General features: G+C 52.8%; 16 protein-coding genes. 8 read left to right on the top strand and 8 right to left on the bottom strand.

Annotated features, from left to right (window positions below; genetic code table 11):
- The first annotated feature begins 178 nt into the window (after positions 1-178).
- The 4 genes from H8B13_RS13860 (at position 179) to H8B13_RS13875 (ending at position 4,565) form a co-directional block, all read left to right on the top strand.
- Positions 179-1,483, top strand: coding sequence for a DUF2851 family protein (locus H8B13_RS13860; protein WP_187311393.1), 1,305 nt, complete (start codon positions 179-181; stop codon positions 1,481-1,483).
- Positions 1,480-2,751 carry a hypothetical protein gene (locus H8B13_RS13865; protein ID WP_187311394.1) on the top strand — a complete coding sequence of 424 codons (1,272 nt, stop codon included), beginning with the start codon at positions 1,480-1,482 and terminating at the stop codon, positions 2,749-2,751. Before H8B13_RS13860 ends, H8B13_RS13865 begins: the two co-directional genes overlap by 4 nt.
- 115 nt (positions 2,752-2,866) lie before the next feature.
- Positions 2,867-3,499 carry a NeuD/PglB/VioB family sugar acetyltransferase gene (locus H8B13_RS13870; protein ID WP_187311395.1) on the top strand — a complete coding sequence of 211 codons (633 nt, stop codon included), beginning with the start codon at positions 2,867-2,869 and terminating at the stop codon, positions 3,497-3,499.
- Positions 3,500-3,611: 112 nt separating this feature from the next.
- A complete protein-coding gene (locus tag H8B13_RS13875) occupies positions 3,612-4,565 on the top strand; it encodes a rhodanese-related sulfurtransferase (protein ID WP_187311396.1) in 954 nt (317 codons plus the stop codon).
- Positions 4,566-4,670: 105 nt separating this feature from the next.
- Here the strand turns inward: H8B13_RS13875 and H8B13_RS13880 are convergent, their stop codons facing one another.
- On the bottom strand, positions 4,671-6,095 hold the full coding sequence (locus tag H8B13_RS13880; RefSeq protein ID WP_187311397.1) for a Glu/Leu/Phe/Val family dehydrogenase: 1,425 nt from the start codon (positions 6,093-6,095) through the stop codon (positions 4,671-4,673).
- 162 nt (positions 6,096-6,257) lie between these two features.
- Here H8B13_RS13880 and H8B13_RS13885 point away from each other — a divergent pair, with 162 nt between their 5' ends.
- Complete coding sequence (locus tag H8B13_RS13885; protein WP_187311398.1) at positions 6,258-7,130, top strand: nucleoside phosphorylase; 873 nt, start codon at positions 6,258-6,260, stop codon at positions 7,128-7,130.
- 52 nt (positions 7,131-7,182) lie between these two features.
- Here the strand turns inward: H8B13_RS13885 and H8B13_RS13890 are convergent, their stop codons facing one another.
- Both H8B13_RS13890 and H8B13_RS13895 read right to left on the bottom strand, forming a co-directional pair.
- The gene (locus tag H8B13_RS13890; RefSeq protein ID WP_187311399.1) at positions 7,183-7,482 is read right to left on the bottom strand and encodes a hypothetical protein; all 300 of its coding nucleotides are present in this window, start codon (positions 7,480-7,482) and stop codon (positions 7,183-7,185) included.
- Positions 7,483-7,606: 124 nt separating this feature from the next.
- A complete protein-coding gene (locus H8B13_RS13895) occupies positions 7,607-8,620 on the bottom strand; it encodes an acyl-CoA reductase (protein ID WP_187311400.1) in 1,014 nt (337 codons plus the stop codon).
- Between the two features lie 238 nt (positions 8,621-8,858).
- Between H8B13_RS13895 and H8B13_RS13900 the strand changes: the two genes are divergently transcribed.
- Positions 8,859-9,209, top strand: a complete 351-nt coding sequence (locus H8B13_RS13900) for a 4Fe-4S dicluster domain-containing protein (RefSeq protein WP_133273107.1) — start codon at positions 8,859-8,861, stop codon at positions 9,207-9,209.
- Positions 9,210-9,307: 98 nt separating this feature from the next.
- Here the strand turns inward: H8B13_RS13900 and H8B13_RS13905 are convergent, their stop codons facing one another.
- Together H8B13_RS13905 and H8B13_RS13910 are read right to left on the bottom strand one after the other, a co-directional pair.
- Positions 9,308-10,552, bottom strand: coding sequence for an N-acetyl sugar amidotransferase (locus tag H8B13_RS13905; protein ID WP_187311401.1), 1,245 nt, complete (start codon positions 10,550-10,552; stop codon positions 9,308-9,310).
- Between the two features lie 84 nt (positions 10,553-10,636).
- Complete coding sequence (locus H8B13_RS13910) at positions 10,637-11,554, bottom strand: carbon-nitrogen hydrolase family protein (protein WP_187311402.1); 918 nt, start codon at positions 11,552-11,554, stop codon at positions 10,637-10,639.
- A 232-nt stretch (positions 11,555-11,786) separates the two neighbouring features.
- On the opposite strand from H8B13_RS13910, the gene H8B13_RS13915 reads away from it, so the two are divergent.
- Both H8B13_RS13915 and H8B13_RS13920 read left to right on the top strand, forming a co-directional pair.
- Positions 11,787-14,417: a valine--tRNA ligase gene (locus tag H8B13_RS13915; RefSeq protein ID WP_187311403.1), complete on the top strand. Its 2,631-nt coding sequence runs from the start codon at positions 11,787-11,789 to the stop codon at positions 14,415-14,417.
- 153 nt (positions 14,418-14,570) lie between these two features.
- The gene (locus H8B13_RS13920) at positions 14,571-16,700 is read left to right on the top strand and encodes a S9 family peptidase (RefSeq protein WP_410054435.1); all 2,130 of its coding nucleotides are present in this window, start codon (positions 14,571-14,573) and stop codon (positions 16,698-16,700) included.
- Between the two features lie 74 nt (positions 16,701-16,774).
- On the opposite strand, the gene H8B13_RS13925 is transcribed toward H8B13_RS13920, so the two are convergent.
- The 3 genes from H8B13_RS13925 to H8B13_RS13935 all read right to left on the bottom strand — a co-directional run bounded on the left by H8B13_RS13925 (position 16,775) and on the right by H8B13_RS13935 (position 19,799).
- A complete protein-coding gene (locus H8B13_RS13925) occupies positions 16,775-16,963 on the bottom strand; it encodes a hypothetical protein (protein ID WP_187311404.1) in 189 nt (62 codons plus the stop codon).
- A gap of 90 nt (positions 16,964-17,053) precedes the next feature.
- Complete coding sequence (locus H8B13_RS13930; RefSeq protein WP_187311405.1) at positions 17,054-18,487, bottom strand: dihydrolipoamide acetyltransferase family protein; 1,434 nt, start codon at positions 18,485-18,487, stop codon at positions 17,054-17,056.
- 463 nt (positions 18,488-18,950) lie between these two features.
- On the bottom strand, positions 18,951-19,799 hold the full coding sequence (locus H8B13_RS13935) for a hypothetical protein (protein ID WP_187311406.1): 849 nt from the start codon (positions 19,797-19,799) through the stop codon (positions 18,951-18,953).
- Between the last annotated feature and the right edge of the window lie 31 nt (positions 19,800-19,830).

A 19,830-nucleotide genomic window follows, 5' to 3' on the forward strand; every position in this document is an offset into this window, starting at 1 on the left:
CGTCGCTATTAAATTTCGGCCCGCTTTCACTTCTAGTGGAGGCGGGCCGTTTTTTTGGTGAATAGTCTCAAATAAGTGCTTGGTTTTTGTATGCGGCCTTTGCCCGAATAAAGAGTTAATAATTGCCTTTATTCTCAGCATCACTACCACTTACTTATATTGGATCACCTTATCACTTATGAAAGAAGAGCTACTGCACTATGTCTGGCAGCACCAGTATTTTGATAAAACAGATTTGCTGACGGACCAGGGCGAAAAGCTGATTGTTTTGCGCCCCGGCCACCACAATACGGATGCTGGTCCGGACTTTCTGAATGCTCGTCTTCAGATTGGTGAGGTAGAGTGGAACGGGGCGGTGGAAATTCATTTGCGCGCCTCCGACTGGCAGCGTCACCAGCACCAGACAGACCCGAAATACGACCAAGTAGTACTGCATGTGGTGTATGCCGCCGACCAGCCCGTGCAGCGCACCAATGGATCCGACATTCCTTCGCTGACCTTAGCGCCGCGCTTAATGCCTGCACTACTGACCACTTATGCCGCGCTGGGGGGTAATTTGGATGCCGTATCGGTGCCGTGTGCGCCGTTTCTCCCACTGGTGCCGAGCATTACGCGCACCATGATGCTCGGGCGTGCGTTACTGGAAAGAGTAGAGCAAAAAGCTGATCTGATAGAAGTTCAGAATAAACACTTAGGCGGCGACTGGGGAGCCACGGCTTATCATGTGCTGGCCGCCGCTTTTGGGTTTAAGAAAAATAGTGAGCCGCTAGCTCGTTTGGCTAAAGCCGTGCCGCTAAGCATTCTGCGGCGGCACCGCCACGATTCGCTTCAGACGGAAGCGTTACTTTTTGGGCAGGCTGGACTTTTGCCCACTGCCTCCGATTTGCCCCCCAATGATGCTTACCTGGTCGAATTGTGCCGGGAGTATGAGTTTCTGCGTCATAAATATGAGATGGCTTCTCTGGCTTTGCCTGCCCATGCCTGGAACTTCCTGCGCCTGCGGCCCGCCAACTTTCCGACGGTACGTATTGCTCAGCTAGCGGCTTTGCTTCATGCCCGTCCGGCCCTGTTTGATGCGTTGCTCACGGCCGTTAGCATAGCGGCGCTGGAGCAGTTTTTTCGGGTGGCGGTATCTCCTTATTGGCAGGCGCATTACCGGCCGGGCAGCCCCGGCAAAGTAGCTGCTCTGGGCCGAAGTAGCATTCATCTATTGATAATCAACGTTGTGGTGCCTCTGCGTGTAGCCTATGCCCGCCACGTAGGCCAGCCCGAGTTGGTGGAGCAAGCTATAGCCTTGCTGGAGCAGTTGCCCGCTGAGCATAATCATCTTACGGCCCCTTACGAAGCTCTGCACTTTGAGCACCGCACCGCCGCCGACTCGCAAGGACTGCTGGCTATGCATCGTGGTTATTGCCAGCCCCGACGCTGCCTGAAGTGCGCCATTGGTAGCCGAATTCTGCAGCATAATTTGCCACCCAAGTGAAGATTATTGTCGCTATAGGGCTGAATATACTTTTGCTAGTAGCGCTGGTATACTGGCTGCGGCGGCAAGCTCGTGCTTCTGCGTTGCGCAAGGTGCTGCTACCTGCCTTAGGGCTCAGGCTCTTGGCGGGCTCCGCTGCCTGCGTTATGCTCACCAGCGACGCTGCATATTTTCAGTTCTGGGGCAAGCTGCTCAACGCTCAGCTATGGGATAACCCCAGCGCTTGGCTACAGACGCTGTTGGGAGAAGAATTTCATGGCTATGGGGGAAAACTCATATTTCACGGCTTCTCAAATACCTTCTTTCTCATCAAGCTACTATCGGTATTGAATTTAGGGTCGTTGGGGAATACGCTGGTGAATGGGGCTTATCTGAGCCTGTTTAGTTTTGTCGGTAGCTGGCAGCTGGTGCGGGCAGTAGAAGGGGCATTACCACGAGTACCCGTAGGGGCGGCGGCAGTGGCATGGCTGGCGTGGCCGTCCGTCGTTTATTGGTCGTCGGGCATTACGAAAGAGAGCTTATTGATAGGGAGCGGAGCTTGGCTCACTGCTTTGGTTATCGGCTGGGTGTATGGCGGCCAACCTGTTCGACTAGTGGGAATAGTTGGCGCTTTGCTGCTGGCGTGGTTGCACTTTAAAATGCGTTTTTTCTTTGCTGGTCTGCTGTTGGGTGGGTTAGCTAGTCTTATAGTAGTGCATCTGCTACAACAGTTCTTTAGCCGTGCCCGGCATTGGCTTGTGCAGCTGGCCATTATCTTGGTAGTGCTGGTAGGAGGGATGCGGGTAGCTGCTGAGGTAATTCCCGTTCTTCGCGTGAATAAGTTTACTAATCAGCTAAGCAACAATTATCACCAACTACTGAGGGCTTCCCGAACCCGCCCACACATTGAATACGCCGACTTAAAGCCTACTTTGGAAAGCATGCTTCGCTATGCGCCAAAGGCTGTTGTAAGCACTATTACTCGCCCTTGGCTGGGGGAAGATAAACAGCTCCTGTACATAGTTGCCGGGCTCGAAAACTTGGCTTTGTTGCTACTAATTGGCGTGGCCTTCGTAGCGCTGGCTCGACATCGGCCCGGCTACCTGCCATTCGCATTGGTAGTTATTTTGGTGCTGTACTGCTTGGCTTTAGCTGCCTTGTTAGGCCTTAGCACTCCTAACCTGGGCACCCTGAACCGCTACCGGGCGGTTTTGCTGCCGTACTTAGTATTTCTGCTGCTTCAAAATGAATATGCGGTCCGTTGGCTGCCGCAGTTCAGGGATAAGTAAGGCTAAGTAGTGAGCGTATGGCCACTGACTATTGCGCAATACTTGGCCCCGCTCGCAGTAGGGTGTATCTTTGTGGTTTAGAAAAAATCGCCCCTGGGGGGCATTTTCGCTTCACATGGAAAATCCAGTTATTATTTTGGGTGCTCAAAGCTTGGGCGCAACGGCACTTGATGCCTTTCAAAGCAACGATGTTGTGGTGTATTGTCTGCTCGACGACGATGCTAAACTGCAGAACACCGAGCTAAACAATGTACCCGTAATGGGCAACACCGATGACCGCGAACTGCTCAAGCTTCTGGGCAAAAAGTGCGAAGTGTTCGTGGCCACCGAGGATACGGCCAGCCGCCGCAGCCTCACTAATATGCTCCGCGATGAGTACGAGGTGGTGCCAGTGAACGCCATTCATGCTCGCGCTAGCGTTTCGGAACAGGCGTGGCTGGGGCACGGCAACCTTGTTGGGGCTGGAGCCGTCGTATCGAGCAATAGCAAAATGGGTAACAGCTGCCTTATAGGAGCCAACGCTGTAATTGATGTGCAGGTAGAACTAGCCGACTTTGTGCAGATAGGAGCGGGTGCCATCGTTAATGCAGGTGCCGTGCTGGCCGAGCAGGCGTTTATCGGCCCGGGCGCTATCATCGTAGGAGGCGTAAAAATCGGGGCAAAAGCCCGGGTGGGTGCTGGTTCGGTTGTAGTGGCTGATGTGGCAGCAAACCAGACGGTATTCGGGAACCCCGCCACGAAAGTTTAGGCACTGGCTTCTGGGTGCTGGACAGACATGCATTTTGTCACACAAAAAAGCCCCCCGGAACCCTTCGTACTTGATTTAGCATTCACTCGTAGCACAAAACACCATTTCAGAGATGGATTATCGCGTTCTGCTTTACTACTGCTATTCACCGATTGAAAATCCGGAGGCGTATCGTGAGGAGCATCATCGGCTGTGTCTGCGTTTGAAGCTGTTAGGTCGCATTATTGTGGCGGCTGAAGGTCTCAATGGTACGGTGTCGGGGCTAGCGGCTGACTGTGAGGAGTATATGCAGATTGTAAAAGCCGATCCGCGCTTTTCAGCCTTGGAATTTAAAGTTGACGAAGCGCCTGCGCATACCTTTCAGAAGCTGCATGTTCGCGTGAAGCCTGAAATCGTGCACAGCAGTTTGCGTCACGTGCGGCCCCATGTGCGCACTGGGCAACACCTTTCACCGCAAGAGTTTAAGGAACTCAAAGACCGCGACGATGTGGTAGTGGTGGATGTGCGTTCCGACTACGAGTACAATGTAGGTCGTTTCAAAAACGCCGTCACCCTAGACATGGAAAACTTCCGCGACTTCCCCGAACGGGTGGAGCGGCTAAAGGAGTTTAAGGACAAGAAAATTCTGACTTATTGTACTGGTGGCGTCAAATGCGAAAAAGCCAGCGCTTACCTATTGGAGCAGGGTTTCGAGAACGTGTACCAACTTCACGGCGGCATTATTAAGTACGGAATTGAAGAGGGTGGCGAAGATTTTGAGGGCAAATGCTACGTCTTCGACAACCGCGTAGCGGTGGATGTAAACAGCGTCAATCCCACAATTATCTCTTATTGCCACCATTGCCATGCGCCTTCCGATAGGCTCGTAAACTGCGCCAATCCGCACTGCAACGCTCATTTGGCACTCTGCGAAAACTGTGGCCAAGAACTCGAAGGCGCTTGCTCAACCACTTGCCAAGCCCACCCCGATAAGCGGGCGTATGATGGCACGGGCACATATCCGAAGCTGAGCAACAACTATCGCCCCGAGCAAGGCTTAGTTTCCTACCGCGCTCCATCATATTAAGAGGCGCCGATAGGCATTTCTACTTAAAGCAAATCAAAAACACAAAAGGCAGCACTATACGGTGCTGCCTTTTGTGTTTTTGATTCTTTCGAAAATCATCTGGGCTTATGGGAAAATACCCAATGACTGATAGCTGACGCCTACTTTCTCAATGGCGCTGTAGAAGGCGGCAGTGCGCAGATCTTCGATGCCCTTTATCTGGTGCATTACCTCTCTGATTTCATGGTAAGCCACAATCATGGTGTCTTCTAGGCCCGAGCGTACGAGACTGGTTTCGTCGGCGCCTTGAATGATTAGCTCGCGTTCCTGGGCGCTGATGCTCTTGCCTGTGGTTTGTTCGATGGTGGTTACTAGGCGGCGGAGCGAAGCTTCTTCTGCCCGTTTGCCCATGCGACCAAAGCGCACATTCGAGAGATTCTTTAGCCACTCAAAGTAAGAAACCGTAACGCCCCCCGCATTTAGATAAAGGTCGGGGAGGATAACAACGCCGCGTTCGATCAGAATCTTCTCGGCATCCTTGGTAGTAGGGCCGTTGGCACCTTCCGCAATTATCTTGGCTTTAATGCGAGCGGCATTACCAGCGTGAATCTGGTTTTCCAGCGCGGCGGGCAACAATACATCACACTCATACTCCAAGAGTTGGCTGGCTTCCGCTACGTTTTGCGCGCCGGGATAATTAAGGATGGAGCCACTTTCATTGCGGTGCTTAAACACGGCAGCTACATCGAGACCATCAGCGTTAAAAATGCCCCCCTCGCGCTCTGCAATCCCCGTGATGATAGCGCCTTCCAACTCGCAGAAGTGAGCCGCGTGGTAGCCTACATTGCCTAATCCTTGTACGATGATTCGTTTGCCGGCCATGCCACTCGTCATCCCGAGTTTTTTCAGGAGCTCGCCGTCGGCTAGGAGTTCGCGCAAGCCGAAAAAGACGCCCAGACCTGTGGCTTCGGTCCGGCCGCGGATACCGCCTTGGCCCACCGGCTTGCCAGTTACGCAGCCCAGCGCATTGGTGTCGCCGAATTTGAACGCTAGGTATGTGTCGGCAATCCAGGCCATTTCGCGGCTACCCGTGCCGTAATCGGGGGCGGGCACGTCCATGCCCGGACCGATAAGATTTTTCTTAATCAGCTCGCTAGCATAGCGGCGCGTTACTCGCTCCAGCGTCTCCACGGAGCTAGTTCGCGGGTTGATTTTGACGCCGCCTTTAGCCCCACCAAAAGGAACATCGACGAGGGCACATTTGAAGGTCATAAGTGTAGCTAGTGCCATCACTTCTTCCTCATCTACATACACGCTGTAGCGAATACCGCCTTTACTGGGTAGTTTATGGTGGCTGTGCTGCACCCGTATTCCCTCAAAAACCTGCACATGCCCATCAACTTCCACCGGAAAATTAACCTTGTAAATGCTGTTGCAAGCCTTGATCTGGGAGAGAATGCCAGGATCAAGTTTTGAAAACTGCGCGGCCTGATCATAGAACTGCAGCACACTATTATAAAAGTCTTTTCCCTGAATCTGGGTGTTGCTCATGGGATAGGGCGTTGGTGAATGTATCTTAATTCCAACGAGTGAAGTTCGAAATCAGTTGTATCTCGACGGGGAGAGTAGAAGCCCGCAAACTATGCCTGAGCCGCTGCGTAACAGGTTATAACTAATTTGCCGCCTTCGCGCCACTTTCTAATCCCACTTCCTATGCCTATTCTCGACTCCGAGCTCATTCTGAACCGCGACGGCAGCGTGTATCACCTCAACCTGCTGCCTGATCATATTTCCGAAACCATTATTACCGTTGGCGACCCAGACAGGGTGGCGCTGGTGAGTCAGCACTTTGACTCCATCGAGACGCAGGTAAACAAGCGCGAGTTCGTGACCCACGTGGGCTACTACAAGGGCAAGCGCATCGCGGTAATTTCTACTGGCATTGGCACCGATAACATTGATATAGTGCTGAATGAGCTGGATGCACTGGTGAATATTGACTTTATAACACGCGAGCCGCGGCCCATGGAAGAGCGCATTACGCTGCGCATTATTCGGGTAGGTACCAGCGGCGCTTTGCAGCCTGATATTCCGTTAGGTGCTCACCTCGTGACAGAACACGGCGTAGGCCTTGATGCCCTTATGCAGTTTTATCCGCTGGTAGAAACCGGTCTGGAGGTGGAAGTAGGTACTGGCATCCAAAAGGCTTTGCAGCTCGATTATCGCCCGTACTGCGTGCGTGGCCACGATCTTATTCGGGAACAGATTGGGGCTGGAATGCTGACTGGTAACACACTCACGTGCCCTGGTTTCTATGGTCCGCAGGGCCGCGTACTCCGCCTCGATTTACGTCAGCCCGATCTGATTAAGCAGTTTCAGAACTTCCGGTACGAAAGCGCTGAAGGTGAATTCCGCCTCACCAACTTTGAGATGGAAACCGCCGGCTATTATGCGCTAGGCCGCATGCTGGGCCACGAAATTGTATCGCTGAATGCGATTGTGGCTAATCGGTCTACCGGCGAATTTGCCACTAATGCCGAACAAACCATGAACGATCTAATTGCCAAAACGCTGGATCGTTGCTAACAACTCTTAAACAAAAAAGCCCCCCGGAGCATCACTGGGGGGCTTTTTTGTTTTAGTAAAATTCGAAGTGAAGTATAGCACGTAGGGGAATGGTGGTTCCTGCTTTTAGTGTAATATACTCTTCGTGGGCAGCCCACACGGTGGTTTGCACGCGTTTAGTGACGCCATCGGCCGTTTGAAAATAAATATCCAACTTGCCTTGGTACCCGTTGCCTAACGTCGCAGCGCGCTCAGCATCACGGCGACGCTTGAGCTTCGCTTCCGGGTCGGTAAGCACATCATCGTGGGGAAATATTTGGCCGGAAATCGTTTCTTTTTCGACGGTCACAACATCGGTAAAGTCAGCGTTCATAGCACAAAACGGTTAAGTGTGCAAAATGCCTGTGAAGCGGCAGAGGCAGTACCGTAGATCGGCAAAGTAATCCAGACAAGCCGAATTACAGTAAGCGCCCCAGAGGCATTATATATGTTATTGTCTACGTTAAAGCCGTCAAAAAAGCCATCGTATCCACGCCATCGGCATAGTCGCTTACGCTAGGGCATTGAGCCTGCCCAAAGGCGAAGCTGCCCGGAAATTGCCCCCCAGCCGACACCAAGCACTGCGTTTGATTAGCTACCTGCGCCAGTTGCTGCTGAAGGTCGGCCTCGTCGCGGTAGGTGCCGTAATGGACTACCGAAATCGGCGACACGAGTTGGGCGCTTTCCGTGAACAGCACAAAGCCATTGTCGAAGTGCGGCACGCGGTTTACCAGCAGAATACTCTTGTTGTAGTCGTAGTTGTTTTGGTAGCGGTTCTGTTCCAGCACACGCTCCCAGGGTTGCAGATTGTCCAGCAGCTTATCAAAGCGGTAGTCTTTGGGCACCAAGAGCTTCGATACGTTGCGGCAACCTAGGCCGTAGTATTGGAAAATGTCGGCACCCAAGGCGGCTAGCTCTTCTGGAGTTTCTTGGCCCGATAAAATTCCTAAGCTGGTGCGGTTGCGGCGGATGAGGTTGGGCTTGTTGCGGAAATAATATTCGAAGTAGCGGCCTGTATTATCGGAGCCGGTAGCAATGAAGGCATCGGCGGCATTCAGGCGCTCTACGAAAGTGATGCGTTCAGCCATGCGCGGCTCAATGCGCGTGAACTCATTTACAATCCAGTGCATCAGAAATTTGTCGTCGGAGCTGGGTTTTGCCAACAGATTGTGCCCGCTGAGCACTACGCACAGCAAATCGTGGAAGCCCACCAACGGAATATTGCCTGCCATCACTACACCCACAGCACGCGGCGTAGGGGGTTCGGCTGAATAACGGTTTGCCCAGGTTCGAAAGCTATCTTCTTCCAGCAAGCGCGCAATTCCATCCAGGGCCGAGGCGACGTTGGGCGCATCGAACCACGAATTATTATTACGAGCTCGACTAAAAAGGTCGGCTTTTTCGTCTTCGGTGAGGTGGCGTAGGCGTTGGCCAAGGGCAATGAAAGCAGCTTGGCGTTCGGAATATGTCATTAGGTTAAACGTTTCTGATAAGTGGAACTGGTTGGTACGATGACAGAAAAAGCCATTATACTACAGTGGGAACAGCCGTGAGAGACAAATTTTCGTTTATTCGTCCCTCAAAGCTGAACATTCAAAATTAAAACAAGGTTAGTTTCTACTTTTGCTGGTCCCAACCAACTTTTGGGGGGCATCTTTGCGTAAGCATATATGTTCAATTACTAGTACCCAAACCAAGACGACTGCGGCTATGGCCATAATGATAACCGACGAGTGCATCAACTGTGGTGCCTGCGAACCTGAATGCCCCAACAACGCGATTTATGAAGGTGGTGCCCAATGGCGCTGGGCCGATGGCACTTCTTTGAAGCAAGTGGAAGTTGATGGTGGAGCCGTAGTATCAGCCACGGCGCCCCAAACGCCGGTTTCGGACGAATATTACTACATCGTGTCGGATAAGTGCACCGAGTGCGTTGGCTTCCACGAAGAGCCGCAGTGCGCCGCCGTGTGCCCCGTAGACTGCTGTGTGGACGACCCCGATTTGCGCGAAACTCAGGAAGAACTGCTCAAGAAGAAAGAGTGGCTCCATCTCACTGCTTAACCAACGCAGCCCGTGATTTTAGGATGTAGCTTATAAAAAGCCCCCCAGAAAAGTTCTGGGGGGCTTTTTTGCAGATATGAGTGTAACGAAATCAGGGTTTATGTACCACAGTTAAAATACTTGTCGTAAGCTGACTCTGGAATCAGATTCAGTTGGCTCAGTACCTTGATAGGCCAGCGCAGCCGCCGAATGAGCGAATAGTTATTCGGGTAGTCGCGGAACGTTTTAGGGGGTGTAGCTACAATCTGGTCGAACTCCGCACGTGTCAGGCCAAGGCGCTTGATACAGAGGTCAATCACGCGCGGGTCTTCTATGGAATTGATATGGGAGGTGCGCTCTAAAGCTTCTTCCCGCGACATCTGACCTGAGCGCACCAGAGCTGAATAGTTGAACAGTCGGCGGTCGATGTTGAACTTGGTGCGGTTGAGGTAGTAGATAACGCTCTGGTAAAGGTCGTCGAAGTAATGAGCGCCCGGATTTACCCAGTCCAGTTCACGAGCAATCAACTCGTCAACATCTGCTCGCACATAGTCGATGTGGTAAAGCAGCGTTACCGTCTTAATGCGCCGCACAAAGGCGTAGTAAAACATCTCCTTCAAATCCAGATTGAAACCCGGATCAGCGGGCGACCAAGGTCGCAGCGGCACCGTGCCGAAGCGCTTATGCACAGCTTTCAAGTAGCGGCCATCCAGATAATTCCAGGATAACGGGCAGATGCCTTCGGTACGGAAACTCTGGCCAATCACGATGCGCTGAATGCCTTCCTTTGCGGCTACTCCATACAAAGCAGTAGCAATGCCGAGGTCAGTGCCTTCCTCCATATCAGGAGTGGAGGCTTTGAGAAAAGCAATTTTGAGGTCTTTGGATTCGCGCCAGTCGGAGGTGATGGTGCGAAGCTCTACGCCCAGCTTACGGCAAGCTTTTACCATGTTCTCGCCCGCCACAGGATTACCAAAGCCGTCATTGAAATGCACCGCCAGCGGACGCAGCTTCAGCTTTGTGACGCAATACCAGAGCGTAAACGAACTGTCGCGGCCGCCGCTTACGCCCAGTACGCAGTCGTATTTCTTGCCCCGGCCCGCACGCTTGATATCGTCGGCAAGCTTCTGCACTTGCAAGCGGCCAGCTTCACCCAGCGGAAAAGCTTTATCAAACTTGTCGTGCAAGGCACAGAAGCTGCACTCGCCGCGGCTATCAAACTGAATACCAGGCACGGTGCTATCCATAATACACCGAGTGCAGCGCTGGGATGGCGCCTTCGGCTGTTGAGCAGACACAGTTGTAGCAGTGAGCTCCGTTGTGCTGGTCGGTGCGTTAGTAGAGGATGAAAGTGGAGCGGACAAGCGGCAAAGTAAAAGTGAAAGACTATGAAATCTGAGGCTTTGCTTAGTGGGGTTTATAACGTGAATAAATGGATAGGCGTTATTCTAAAGCAACTTATCAAACTGATAGCCTTTGCGTTGGAGCATTTCGCCAATGGCCGTTCCCTGCTCCGGACGAATAGGGCGAGGCAAATCGGCCACTACCAAATCACCCGCAAACTCATTAAAAGTACCCTGGGCGCGCACGCCACTCGCATCGACCGCCAAAGAGCAGCCAACGCTTTTCTTGCCCTCATACGGCCCGCCTACAATATAGCCCACCGACGTGGTCCCGACCACCACTACATTATAGAGGCGAGCCAAAATTGAAAATGGATTTACCCACTTTTCGCGGTACGGATCATCTTCTTCCGTCAGCGAATAATCGACGGTCCAGGAAGAAGGAGAGATAATAAACTCAGCGCCCATACGAGCCAGCGTGTGGCCAATGGGCAAGCCATCGAGGTAGTTGTCGGCGCAGATATTAACCCCGATTTTACCTAAAGGCGTGTCCACTACGTTCAGAGTTTGGCCCACGGAGTAAAACGGCAACTCAACCCCTAATAAGTTTATCTTGTGATATTTAACGATGATTTCGCCTTCGGGATTTATTAGAATAGCGGCGTTGTAATTACGGCCATTCAACCGCTCCGTAAGGCCAGCGCACACATAGATCTTGTGCTTGCTTGCCTGCTGGCAAAGCAAGTCGCTGAATGGTCCTGGAATAGGCTGTGCTTCTGTGAGGGCGCTCGGATGTGTCCAGGCAAAATCTAGCGTTTCGGGCAGCAGGATCAACTCACAGCCTTGCTGCGCTGCCTCACCAATCATGCGGGCGGCTCGCTCCAAGTTGCGCGTTGGCTCCCCGCCCTCCACCAGTAGTTGGCCCATCCCGACTCGTACGGAGGTAGTGGGGGGCAAAACAACCGGCTCAGGCGTGCTGGGGGTAACTTTAGGTACTTTTCGAAAGGAGAACAAAGCGGCCATGCCGACTTGGGGGAGAGTGGAGAACTTGTAAAAATAATTTAAAAAACGGCTCACTAGATTAAAAATACATTAAACCTAGAGCTTAGCCATTCGTCAAGTGGCAAAGGTAGGACCAGAAGATAAGAATTGACATTCCTTGGCACTTTAGCCAATCTGATGTTCTGGGGGGCATTTGCCCAGTTGAAATGCCTACTTTTGTCATTGTTTAGAACTGAATTTGCCCCCCGCGCCCATGTCCATCGCCAAAACCTATACTCCCGCCGACGTAGAAGCCAAATGGTACGAGCGTTGGCAGGAGCAGGGCTTTTTTAAAGCCAAGCCCAACCCGCGTAAGCCTGCCTACTCCGTGGTGATTCCGCCGCCCAACGTGACGGGCGTGCTACACATGGGCCACATGCTCAATAATACCATTCAGGATGTGCTGGTGCGCCGTGCCCGTATGCAGGGCAAAGAAGCCTGCTGGGTGCCCGGCACCGACCATGCCTCCATTGCTACTGAAGCCAAAGTAGTAGCCCTACTAAAGGAGAAAGGCATCGATAAGCGCGACCTGACCCGTGAGGAGTTCCTAGCGCATGCCTGGGAATGGAAGGAGAAATACGGTGGTATCATACTGGAGCAGCTCAAAAAGCTGGGTGCCTCCTGCGATTGGGACCGCACCCGCTTCACTATGGAGCCTGAGCTGACCGACGCTGTATTGCGCGTGTTCGTGGACTTGCACCAGAAGGGCCAGATTTACCGCGGTATCCGCATGGTAAACTGGGACCCACAGAGCCGCACGGCTATTTCCGATGAGGAGGTAATTGCCAAGGATACCCAGGCCAAAATGTATTATCTGCGCTACCCAGTGGTAGGGCAGCAGGGCCAGTTTTTAACCGTAGCTACCTCGCGCCCCGAGACAATTATGGCCGACGTAGCGGTAGCTGTAAACCCCAACGATGAGCGCTACAAGCACCTACACGGCCAGCAAGTAAGCATTCCGTTGCTGGGACGCGCAGTTCCCATTATTCTGGATGAATATGTAGCCATTGACTTCGGAACAGGCGCGTTGAAAGTGACGCCGGCCCACGATTTGAACGACTATGAACTAGGCGTAAAGCATAACCTGCCGGTTATCGACATTCTCAACGACGATGGCTCGCTGAATGAAAAGGCCGTGCTCTATGTAGGCCAAGATCGTTTTACTGCCCGCAAGCAGATAGCCAAAGATTTGCAGGCTGCTGGCTTGCTCGATAAGATCGAAGACTACGCTAGCGTGCTCCAAACTTCCGAGCGCACTGGGGCTGTCATTGAGCCGCGCCTGAGCATGCAGTGGTTCTGCAAAATGGACCATATGGCCGAAAAGGCGCTGGCCGTAGTGGAGAACGACGAAATCAAGCTGCACCCGCCCAAGTTTAAGAACATGTACCGGGTGTGGATGGAAAACGTGCACGACTGGTGCATCTCGCGGCAGCTCTGGTGGGGGCAGCGCATCCCGGCTTACTACCTGCCCGATGGCTCTTTCGTGGTTGCTCTCACCGCAGATGAAGCGCTTGAAGCAGCACGTGAAAAGAGCGGCAACGCCGATTTGAAAATCAGTGACTTGCGTCAGGATGAGGATGTGCTTGATACGTGGTTTTCGGCGTGGCTATGGCCGATTTCGGTGTTCGATGGATTTAAAGATCCGGACAACCCTGACATCAACTATTTCTATCCTACCGACGACCTCGTAACGGCTCCCGAGATTCTGTTCTTCTGGGTGGCTCGCATGATTATGGCTGGTCTGGAGTACCGCAAAGAGGTGCCGTTCCGCAACGTGTACCTCACGGGCATCGTGCGCGACGACCAAGGCCGCAAGATGAGCAAGCAGCTCGGCAACTCGCCCGATCCTCTGGATCTTATTGCCCAGTACGGCGCCGATGGGGTGCGCACCGGTATGCTGTTTTCGTCGCCCGCTGGTAACGACTTGCTGTTTGACATTCGCCTTGTGGAGCAGGGCCGCAACTTTACCAACAAGATCTGGAACGCCTTCCGTCTTACTCAGGGCTGGGAAATAAATCTTGACTTGCCTTTTGCGAATGAGAAAGCAGTAGAGTGGTTCGGAGCTAAGCTGCAAAGCGCTCAGATAGAGCTAGACGAGCACTTTGCCAAGTTCCGCATGTCGGATGCACTGATGACTGTGTATAAGCTCGTGTGGGATGATTTCTGCTCGGTATATCTGGAAATGATCAAGCCAGCCTACCAAGCGCCTATCGACCCAGAAACGCTGCGCCAGACCACGGCTTACCTGGAAACGCTGCTTAAGCTCATGCACCCTTTCATGCCCTTTATTACCGAGGAGATCTGGCATGAGTTGGACGAGCGAGGAGAGAAAGAGTACGTGTGCGTGGCCGCCTGGCCCAAGCCGCAGCCGATGGCCAATGCTGCCGACATCCTCAGCCGCATGGATAAAGTGCTGGAGGTGGTAGCTGGCGTCCGCAACGTGCGCAACCAGAAAGGAATCGGCCCTAATAAGCCCCTGACGCTGGCAGCCAAAACTGAGGAAGCTGCCTTGCTGCGCGATTATGACGGTGTAATTCGCAAGTTGGCGGCGCTGAGCGACATTAGCTTCGTAAGCGCCGCCCCAACTGGCGCCGTAAGCTTCGTGCTAGGCACAGGCGAGTTTTTCATTCCCCTGGAAGGCCACATCGATTTAGGTGCCGAGCGCGAGCGCCTGACTAAGGAAATTGAGTATGCTCGCGGCTTCCTGGAGTCAGTTATGAAGAAACTGAGCAACGAAAAATTTGTGCAAAACGCCAAGCCCGACGTTTTGGAACGGGAGCGGCAGAAACAAGCCGACGCCGAAGGAAAAATCACGGCGCTGGAGCAAAGCTTAGCTGCGCTTTAGGTAGGGTGTAATAAAAAAGCCCCCCAGAACTTCGCTGGGGGGCTTTTTGTGAATAATCATTTCTGAAGCAATTATGCCTTCGTGCTGGGAGCAAGGCTGATTCATTTCTGTACCTTTAGCTTGTTCTAAGTTCTAACCTCAGCCTAACATTCTATGAACCATTCCTTACGCTGGCTGGCTGGTGCCTTCGCCCTGACGCTGGGCGTAGCGCAAGCCCAGACGCAGCCTACTACTTACTCCATGACCACGCCGCCTCTCGCGCCCATCAAGCCCAAGCAGCTGACCTCGCCCTTCGGCACTCGCACCGATAACTATTACTGGCTGAATGAGCGCGAAAACCCCGAGGTAATCAGCTACCTCAATGCCGAAAATGCTTACTTCGACAAGCAGATGGCGCCAGCCAAAGAACTGGAAGACAAACTCTTCAACGAAATCAAAGGCCGGATAAAAGAGCAGGACGAATCGGTGCCTTACCGCGACAACGGCTACTATTATTACACTCGTTACGAGGCTGGCAGCGAGTACCCTATCTACTGCCGCAAGAAGGGCGATATGAAGGCGCCTGAGGAAATTTTGCTCAATGCCAATGAGTTGGGTAAGGATAAAACCTACTTCCAGATTGGCGGCTACGAGGTCAGCGACAACAACCTAGTGATGGCCTACGGCGCCGATACAGTAAGCCGCCGCTTGTACACATTGCGCTTCAAGGACCTGAAAACGGGTAAGCTGTACCCCGAGAAAATCGTGAATACCAGCGGCAATGCCGTGTGGGCCACCGACAACAAGACGCTTTTTTACGCCAAAAAGGACCCCACCACGCTGCTGCCTTATCAGGTGTACAGGCACACGCTAGGTACCGATCCCAAGCAGGATGTGCTGGTGTACGAGGAAAAGGACAACACCTTCAACCTAGGCGTGGGCCGTACCAAGTCGAAGAAGTACATCTTCATCGGAATGGGTAGCACCATGTCCTCGGAGTTGCGCTACATCGACGCCAGCAACCCCACGGCTGCGCCCAAAGTATTCTTGGCCCGCGAAAGGGACCATCTCTACGACGTAGATCATCTCGGCAACAAGTTTTATATCCGCTCGAATGCGGGTGCTCCCAACTATCATCTGCTCGAAACTCCTGTTAGCAACACGGCCAAAACGGCGTGGAAAGAGATTATTCCGCACCGCAAAGACGTGTTTTTGGAGAACATGGAGCTGTTCAAGAATTTCCTCGTGCTGGGTGAGCGCAAGGAAGGCTTGCTAGGCCTGCGCGTGCGCCCCTGGAAAGGTGAGGAGCACTACCTCAATTTCGGGGAGCCTACGTACTCAGCTAGCATCAGCGTGAATCCCGAGTTTGATACGCCAGTGCTGCGCTATTCCTACACCTCGCTTACCACGCCCAATTCCACGTACGACTATAACATGGTCACCAAGCAAAAAACGCTGCTCAAGGAGCAAGCCGTGCTGGGGGGCTTTAACAAGGAAGATTACGTGACCGAGCGCACGTACGCCACGGCCAAAGACGGTACAAAGATTCCGATTTCGATTGTCTATAAGAAGGGCTTCAAGAAAGATGGCAATGCGCCGGTGCTTCAGTACGCGTATGGCTCGTATGGCATCATCTCCAACGCGACCTTCAGCGCGGCCCGCCTGAGCCTGCTTAACCGCGGCTTTGCTTACGCGCTCTGCCACATTCGGGGCGGGCAGGAAATGGGTCGGCAGTGGTATGAGGACGGCAAATTGCTCAAGAAGAAAAACTCGTTTACTGACTTCATCGACTGCTCGGAGTTCCTGATTCAACAGAAGTTTACCTCGCCAGCTAAGCTCTTTGCTCAAGGTGGTAGCGCTGGTGGCCTGCTTATGGGTGCCGTAGTGAACATGCGCCCCGACCTCTACAAAGGTGTACTGGCTGGTGTGCCGTTCGTGGATGTCGTAACTACTATGCTGGATGAAAGCATTCCGCTCACTACCGGCGAGTATGACGAGTGGGGCAACCCTAACAAAAAGGAATACTACGACTACATGCTCTCGTACTCTCCCTACGACAACGTGAAAAAGCAGCCATACCCCAATATGCTCGTTACCACTGGCCTGCACGACTCGCAGGTACAGTATTTCGAGCCCGCCAAATGGGTTGCCAAGCTGCGCACCATGAAAACCGATAACAACCTACTGCTACTGCACACTGATATGGCAGCGGGCCACGGCGGCGCCTCGGGCCGTTTCAAGTCCATTCGTGATGTAGCCCGGCAGCAGGCATTTATGCTGATGCTTTTGGGAATTAAGTCGTAAGGTTTTCCCGCCGAAAAAAGCCCCCCAGAAAATATCTGGGGGGCATTTTTTTGTAGCTTCACTAGTACTGGGCTTTATTTCGCTTCAGCCTCTCGTTGCTTGGCAGTGAGCTGGTTTTGCAGCTGGAAGGTTACCTTCTCACAGTCGGCATAGCGCTGCTCGGCTTGGCGTAATTGCTCTTGTGTGGAGCTTAGCTGTAAGTACAAAAAGATGATAAGCCCCAAGGAAATAACGAGGGCAATGAGGGAAAGTACATTTTTCATAATCAACTGATTTAGAAAAAGAAAAGCCCGTCCAGTAGACGGGCTTATTCAAGTGCAGCCGCGCCGCCTGTTAAGGTGCCGCGAGCTACTTTAGATAACGGTATTAGAATCGAATTGCTCCAAGTAGTCGGCCACTTTGCGCACGAACATGCCACCCAGCGAGCCATCAACCACACGGTGGTCGTAGGAGTGAGAAAGGAACATAAAGTGTCGAATACCAATCAAATCGCCCTGCGGCGTCTCGATAACGGCGGGCTTCTTTTTGATAGCGCCCAAAGCCATAATAGCCACCTGCGGCTGCATGATAATGGGCGTACCCATCACGTTGCCGAACGAGCCCACGTTGGATACGGTATAGGTGCCGCCTTCCAAGTCGCCAGGGGTTAGCTTGTTGATGCGAGCCCGGTTAGCCAGATCATTTACCTTTTTGCTCAACCCGTTTAGGTTCAGCTGATCGGCATTGTGAATCACGGGCACAATCAGGTTGCCGGAAGGGAGCGCCACGGCCAGGCCAATGTTAATGTCGCGCTTCTTGATGATGTAGTCTCCATCCACCGATACATTGATATTGGGGAAGTCCTGAATAGCGCGGGCAATAGCCTGAATCAGAATAGGCGTGAAGGTCAAATTTTCTCCCTCACGCTTTTTGTAGGCATCTTTGTGCTTGTTGCGCCAGTTTACCAGTTCAGTTACATCTGCTTCTACGAAGGACGTGACGTGGGGGGCAATCCGCTTGCTGTCCACCATGCGCTGGGCAATCATCTTACGCATGCGGTCCATCTCGATCAATTCCTGGTTGCCACTCACAGAGGGCACAGGCTTGCTGGCGGGCGCCGTAGCGGGCTTGGTAGTCGCTTCGGCTGGTGCCGCCTGGGGTTGGGCGGTTGGCTGCGCCTGAAGCGGCTGCGCAGCGGGCGCCGACATGGGCTGGGGGGCATTCTGAGGAGTAGGCGCGGCCGCGCTAGCTGCCTGGCTCAACGACTTCTTGCCGCCTTCCACGTAATCCAGAATATCCTTCTTCGTGACGCGATTTTCCTTGCCAGTCCCGGGCAGATATTCCAGATCAGCCATTGAAATTCCTTCCTGACGCGCAATGCTCAATACCAGCGGCGAGTAGAAACGGCCAGGCTGAGGCTGCGCTGAATTCTGGTTGGCCGAAGATTGGGCGGGCTCTGGCAAGTGAGGAATATCAACTGAAATGTCTTCGCCATTATCAGAGGCAGCGGTAGAAACTGCCTCAGGAGCAGCAGCTTGTGCAGCCGGGGGCGATGTGGCAGCACTGGCGTCGGTCTCGACAATAGCGATGGGAGCACCTACGGCTACCACTTCGCCTTCCTGTACCAGAATCTCCTGCAAAATGCCGGCATGAATGGCAGGTACTTCGGTATCTACCTTATCAGTAGCTACTTCCAGTACGGATTCGTCCTGCTCAATTGCGTCGCCTACTTGTTTGAGCCATTTCAGGACGGTGCCTTCCATAATGCTTTCGCCCATTTTGGGCATCACCATTTCCACTCGTGCCATGCGGTTATTGGGGGTTGGGGTTTGTTGGGTGTTGAAGGTCAGAAAATTAGCTCAGTGCGCGCCATAATATGCGGGGTGGACGCCCGTCAAGCTTCATCAAAGGTAGGTGTTTTAGCGGGTAGCATAAACTGAGGTGTAGGCATGAGGGCGTGCCGATACCAGAAAACAGAGTGTGTTAATCAGAAAGCAGTTGTTTGGGTGTTATAGCTGCTACTCTGAAAACAACCCCACGTTGTTGGACTTTGAGAACTGATTTCGAAAAAGCTAATACGGAAAGCTTATTTCGCTTATTAACTCCTCTGATCAAATCAATTCTGACGATAGAGCTTGATTTTGTGGCTACTATAAAATAGAAGGGTAACCAAGACGCAAAAGTCCCCAATCTAACCTGAGAAGGTAGATTGGGGACTTTATATTGGCTAAAGCAAAAAATTAATTAATGGTAATTGCTGGTCGGGAGGATTTAACGCAGCCGAATTGTGCGGGTGCGACCGTTGATAGTAACCGAGGCAATATTGTCGCAGGACTGTGTGCCTGTAGGATCGTAATTCAATAGCATCGTCTTCTGCTGAGAGTTCGTAACGCTGACGGTGCCAGCTACAAAGTGCCGGGCACACCCAATGGCGAATTCCTTTAAGAGTGGCTGCTCAATCTTGGCGGAATAAGTTATGCCCTGGCGATTAGTTCCTGTTGCTGAACCTGTTACACTGTATTTGTCATCAAGAATAGTGGGAGTGCCGAAGCCAGCTGTGCGAGTATATTGGCGCTGAGCAGACCAAGTGTGGGTGCCTTCTGAGGTAATAACACTAGCCTGCGCAACGCTTACCGAATAGGAGCCATTGCCCAAGTTAGTCAGTACGCGGGTGCCCGTGTGTTGCTTGTCGTTCACAAAATATTCCACTGGCGTCACCGTAATAACGGCTCCGGTCTGGCGATAAGGGCCGCTAAATACGGCCACAAGCTTACCACGACGGGCCACACCGTTGGGCCCTATGCAGTTTGTTAGGCCAAAGTCCAAGGTTAGCGTTTTGGTGGCGGCATCGTAGGTGCGGGTTGCGCATCCAGAAAGCAGGCGAGCCAGATCGGCGGCGCTAGCTACTGTCGTGCTGCCCGACTGGGTAGCATCCTGCGGGGCCGCTGCATTAAGCAGGTCACTGGCAGAAGCATTAGTATCCTCGGCTACTCCGCTGTCTTCGGCCGAAGTAAGGCTTTCAATGGCGGTAGGATCCTGGCTCTTATCGCAGGATGCGAGTAGCAACATACCACTAGCGATGGTAGCCATGTAAGCCGGACGGAGAGTAAACATTTTCATAATGCGTGCAAGGGGAAAGGGTGGAGAATGG

It is taken from the genome of Hymenobacter sp. BT188, assembly GCF_014333585.1.
Classification (GTDB): Bacteria; Bacteroidota; Bacteroidia; order Cytophagales; family Hymenobacteraceae; genus Hymenobacter.

Excerpts from the sequence above, each read along its gene's own strand:
- H8B13_RS13915 (WP_187311403.1), top strand. The coding sequence starts at position 11,787 with ATGTCCATCGCCAAAACCTATACTCCCGCCGACGTAGAAGCCAAATGG.
- H8B13_RS13920 (WP_410054435.1), top strand. The coding sequence starts at position 14,571 with ATGAACCATTCCTTACGCTGGCTGGCTGGTGCCTTCGCCCTGACGCTG.
- H8B13_RS13925 (WP_187311404.1), bottom strand. The coding sequence starts at position 16,963 with ATGAAAAATGTACTTTCCCTCATTGCCCTCGTTATTTCCTTGGGGCTT.
- H8B13_RS13895 (WP_187311400.1), bottom strand. The coding sequence starts at position 8,620 with ATGACATATTCCGAACGCCAAGCTGCTTTCATTGCCCTTGGCCAACGC.
- H8B13_RS13935 (WP_187311406.1), bottom strand. The coding sequence starts at position 19,799 with ATGAAAATGTTTACTCTCCGTCCGGCTTACATGGCTACCATCGCTAGT.
- H8B13_RS13910 (WP_187311402.1), bottom strand. The coding sequence starts at position 11,554 with ATGGCCGCTTTGTTCTCCTTTCGAAAAGTACCTAAAGTTACCCCCAGC.
- H8B13_RS13880 (WP_187311397.1), bottom strand. The coding sequence starts at position 6,095 with ATGAGCAACACCCAGATTCAGGGAAAAGACTTTTATAATAGTGTGCTG.
- H8B13_RS13930 (WP_187311405.1), bottom strand. The coding sequence starts at position 18,487 with ATGGCACGAGTGGAAATGGTGATGCCCAAAATGGGCGAAAGCATTATG.
- H8B13_RS13860 (WP_187311393.1), top strand. The coding sequence starts at position 179 with ATGAAAGAAGAGCTACTGCACTATGTCTGGCAGCACCAGTATTTTGAT.
- H8B13_RS13890 (WP_187311399.1), bottom strand. The coding sequence starts at position 7,482 with ATGAACGCTGACTTTACCGATGTTGTGACCGTCGAAAAAGAAACGATT.
- H8B13_RS13885 (WP_187311398.1), top strand. The coding sequence starts at position 6,258 with ATGCCTATTCTCGACTCCGAGCTCATTCTGAACCGCGACGGCAGCGTG.
- H8B13_RS13900 (WP_133273107.1), top strand. The coding sequence starts at position 8,859 with ATGGCCATAATGATAACCGACGAGTGCATCAACTGTGGTGCCTGCGAA.
- H8B13_RS13870 (WP_187311395.1), top strand. The coding sequence starts at position 2,867 with ATGGAAAATCCAGTTATTATTTTGGGTGCTCAAAGCTTGGGCGCAACG.
- H8B13_RS13875 (WP_187311396.1), top strand. The coding sequence starts at position 3,612 with ATGGATTATCGCGTTCTGCTTTACTACTGCTATTCACCGATTGAAAAT.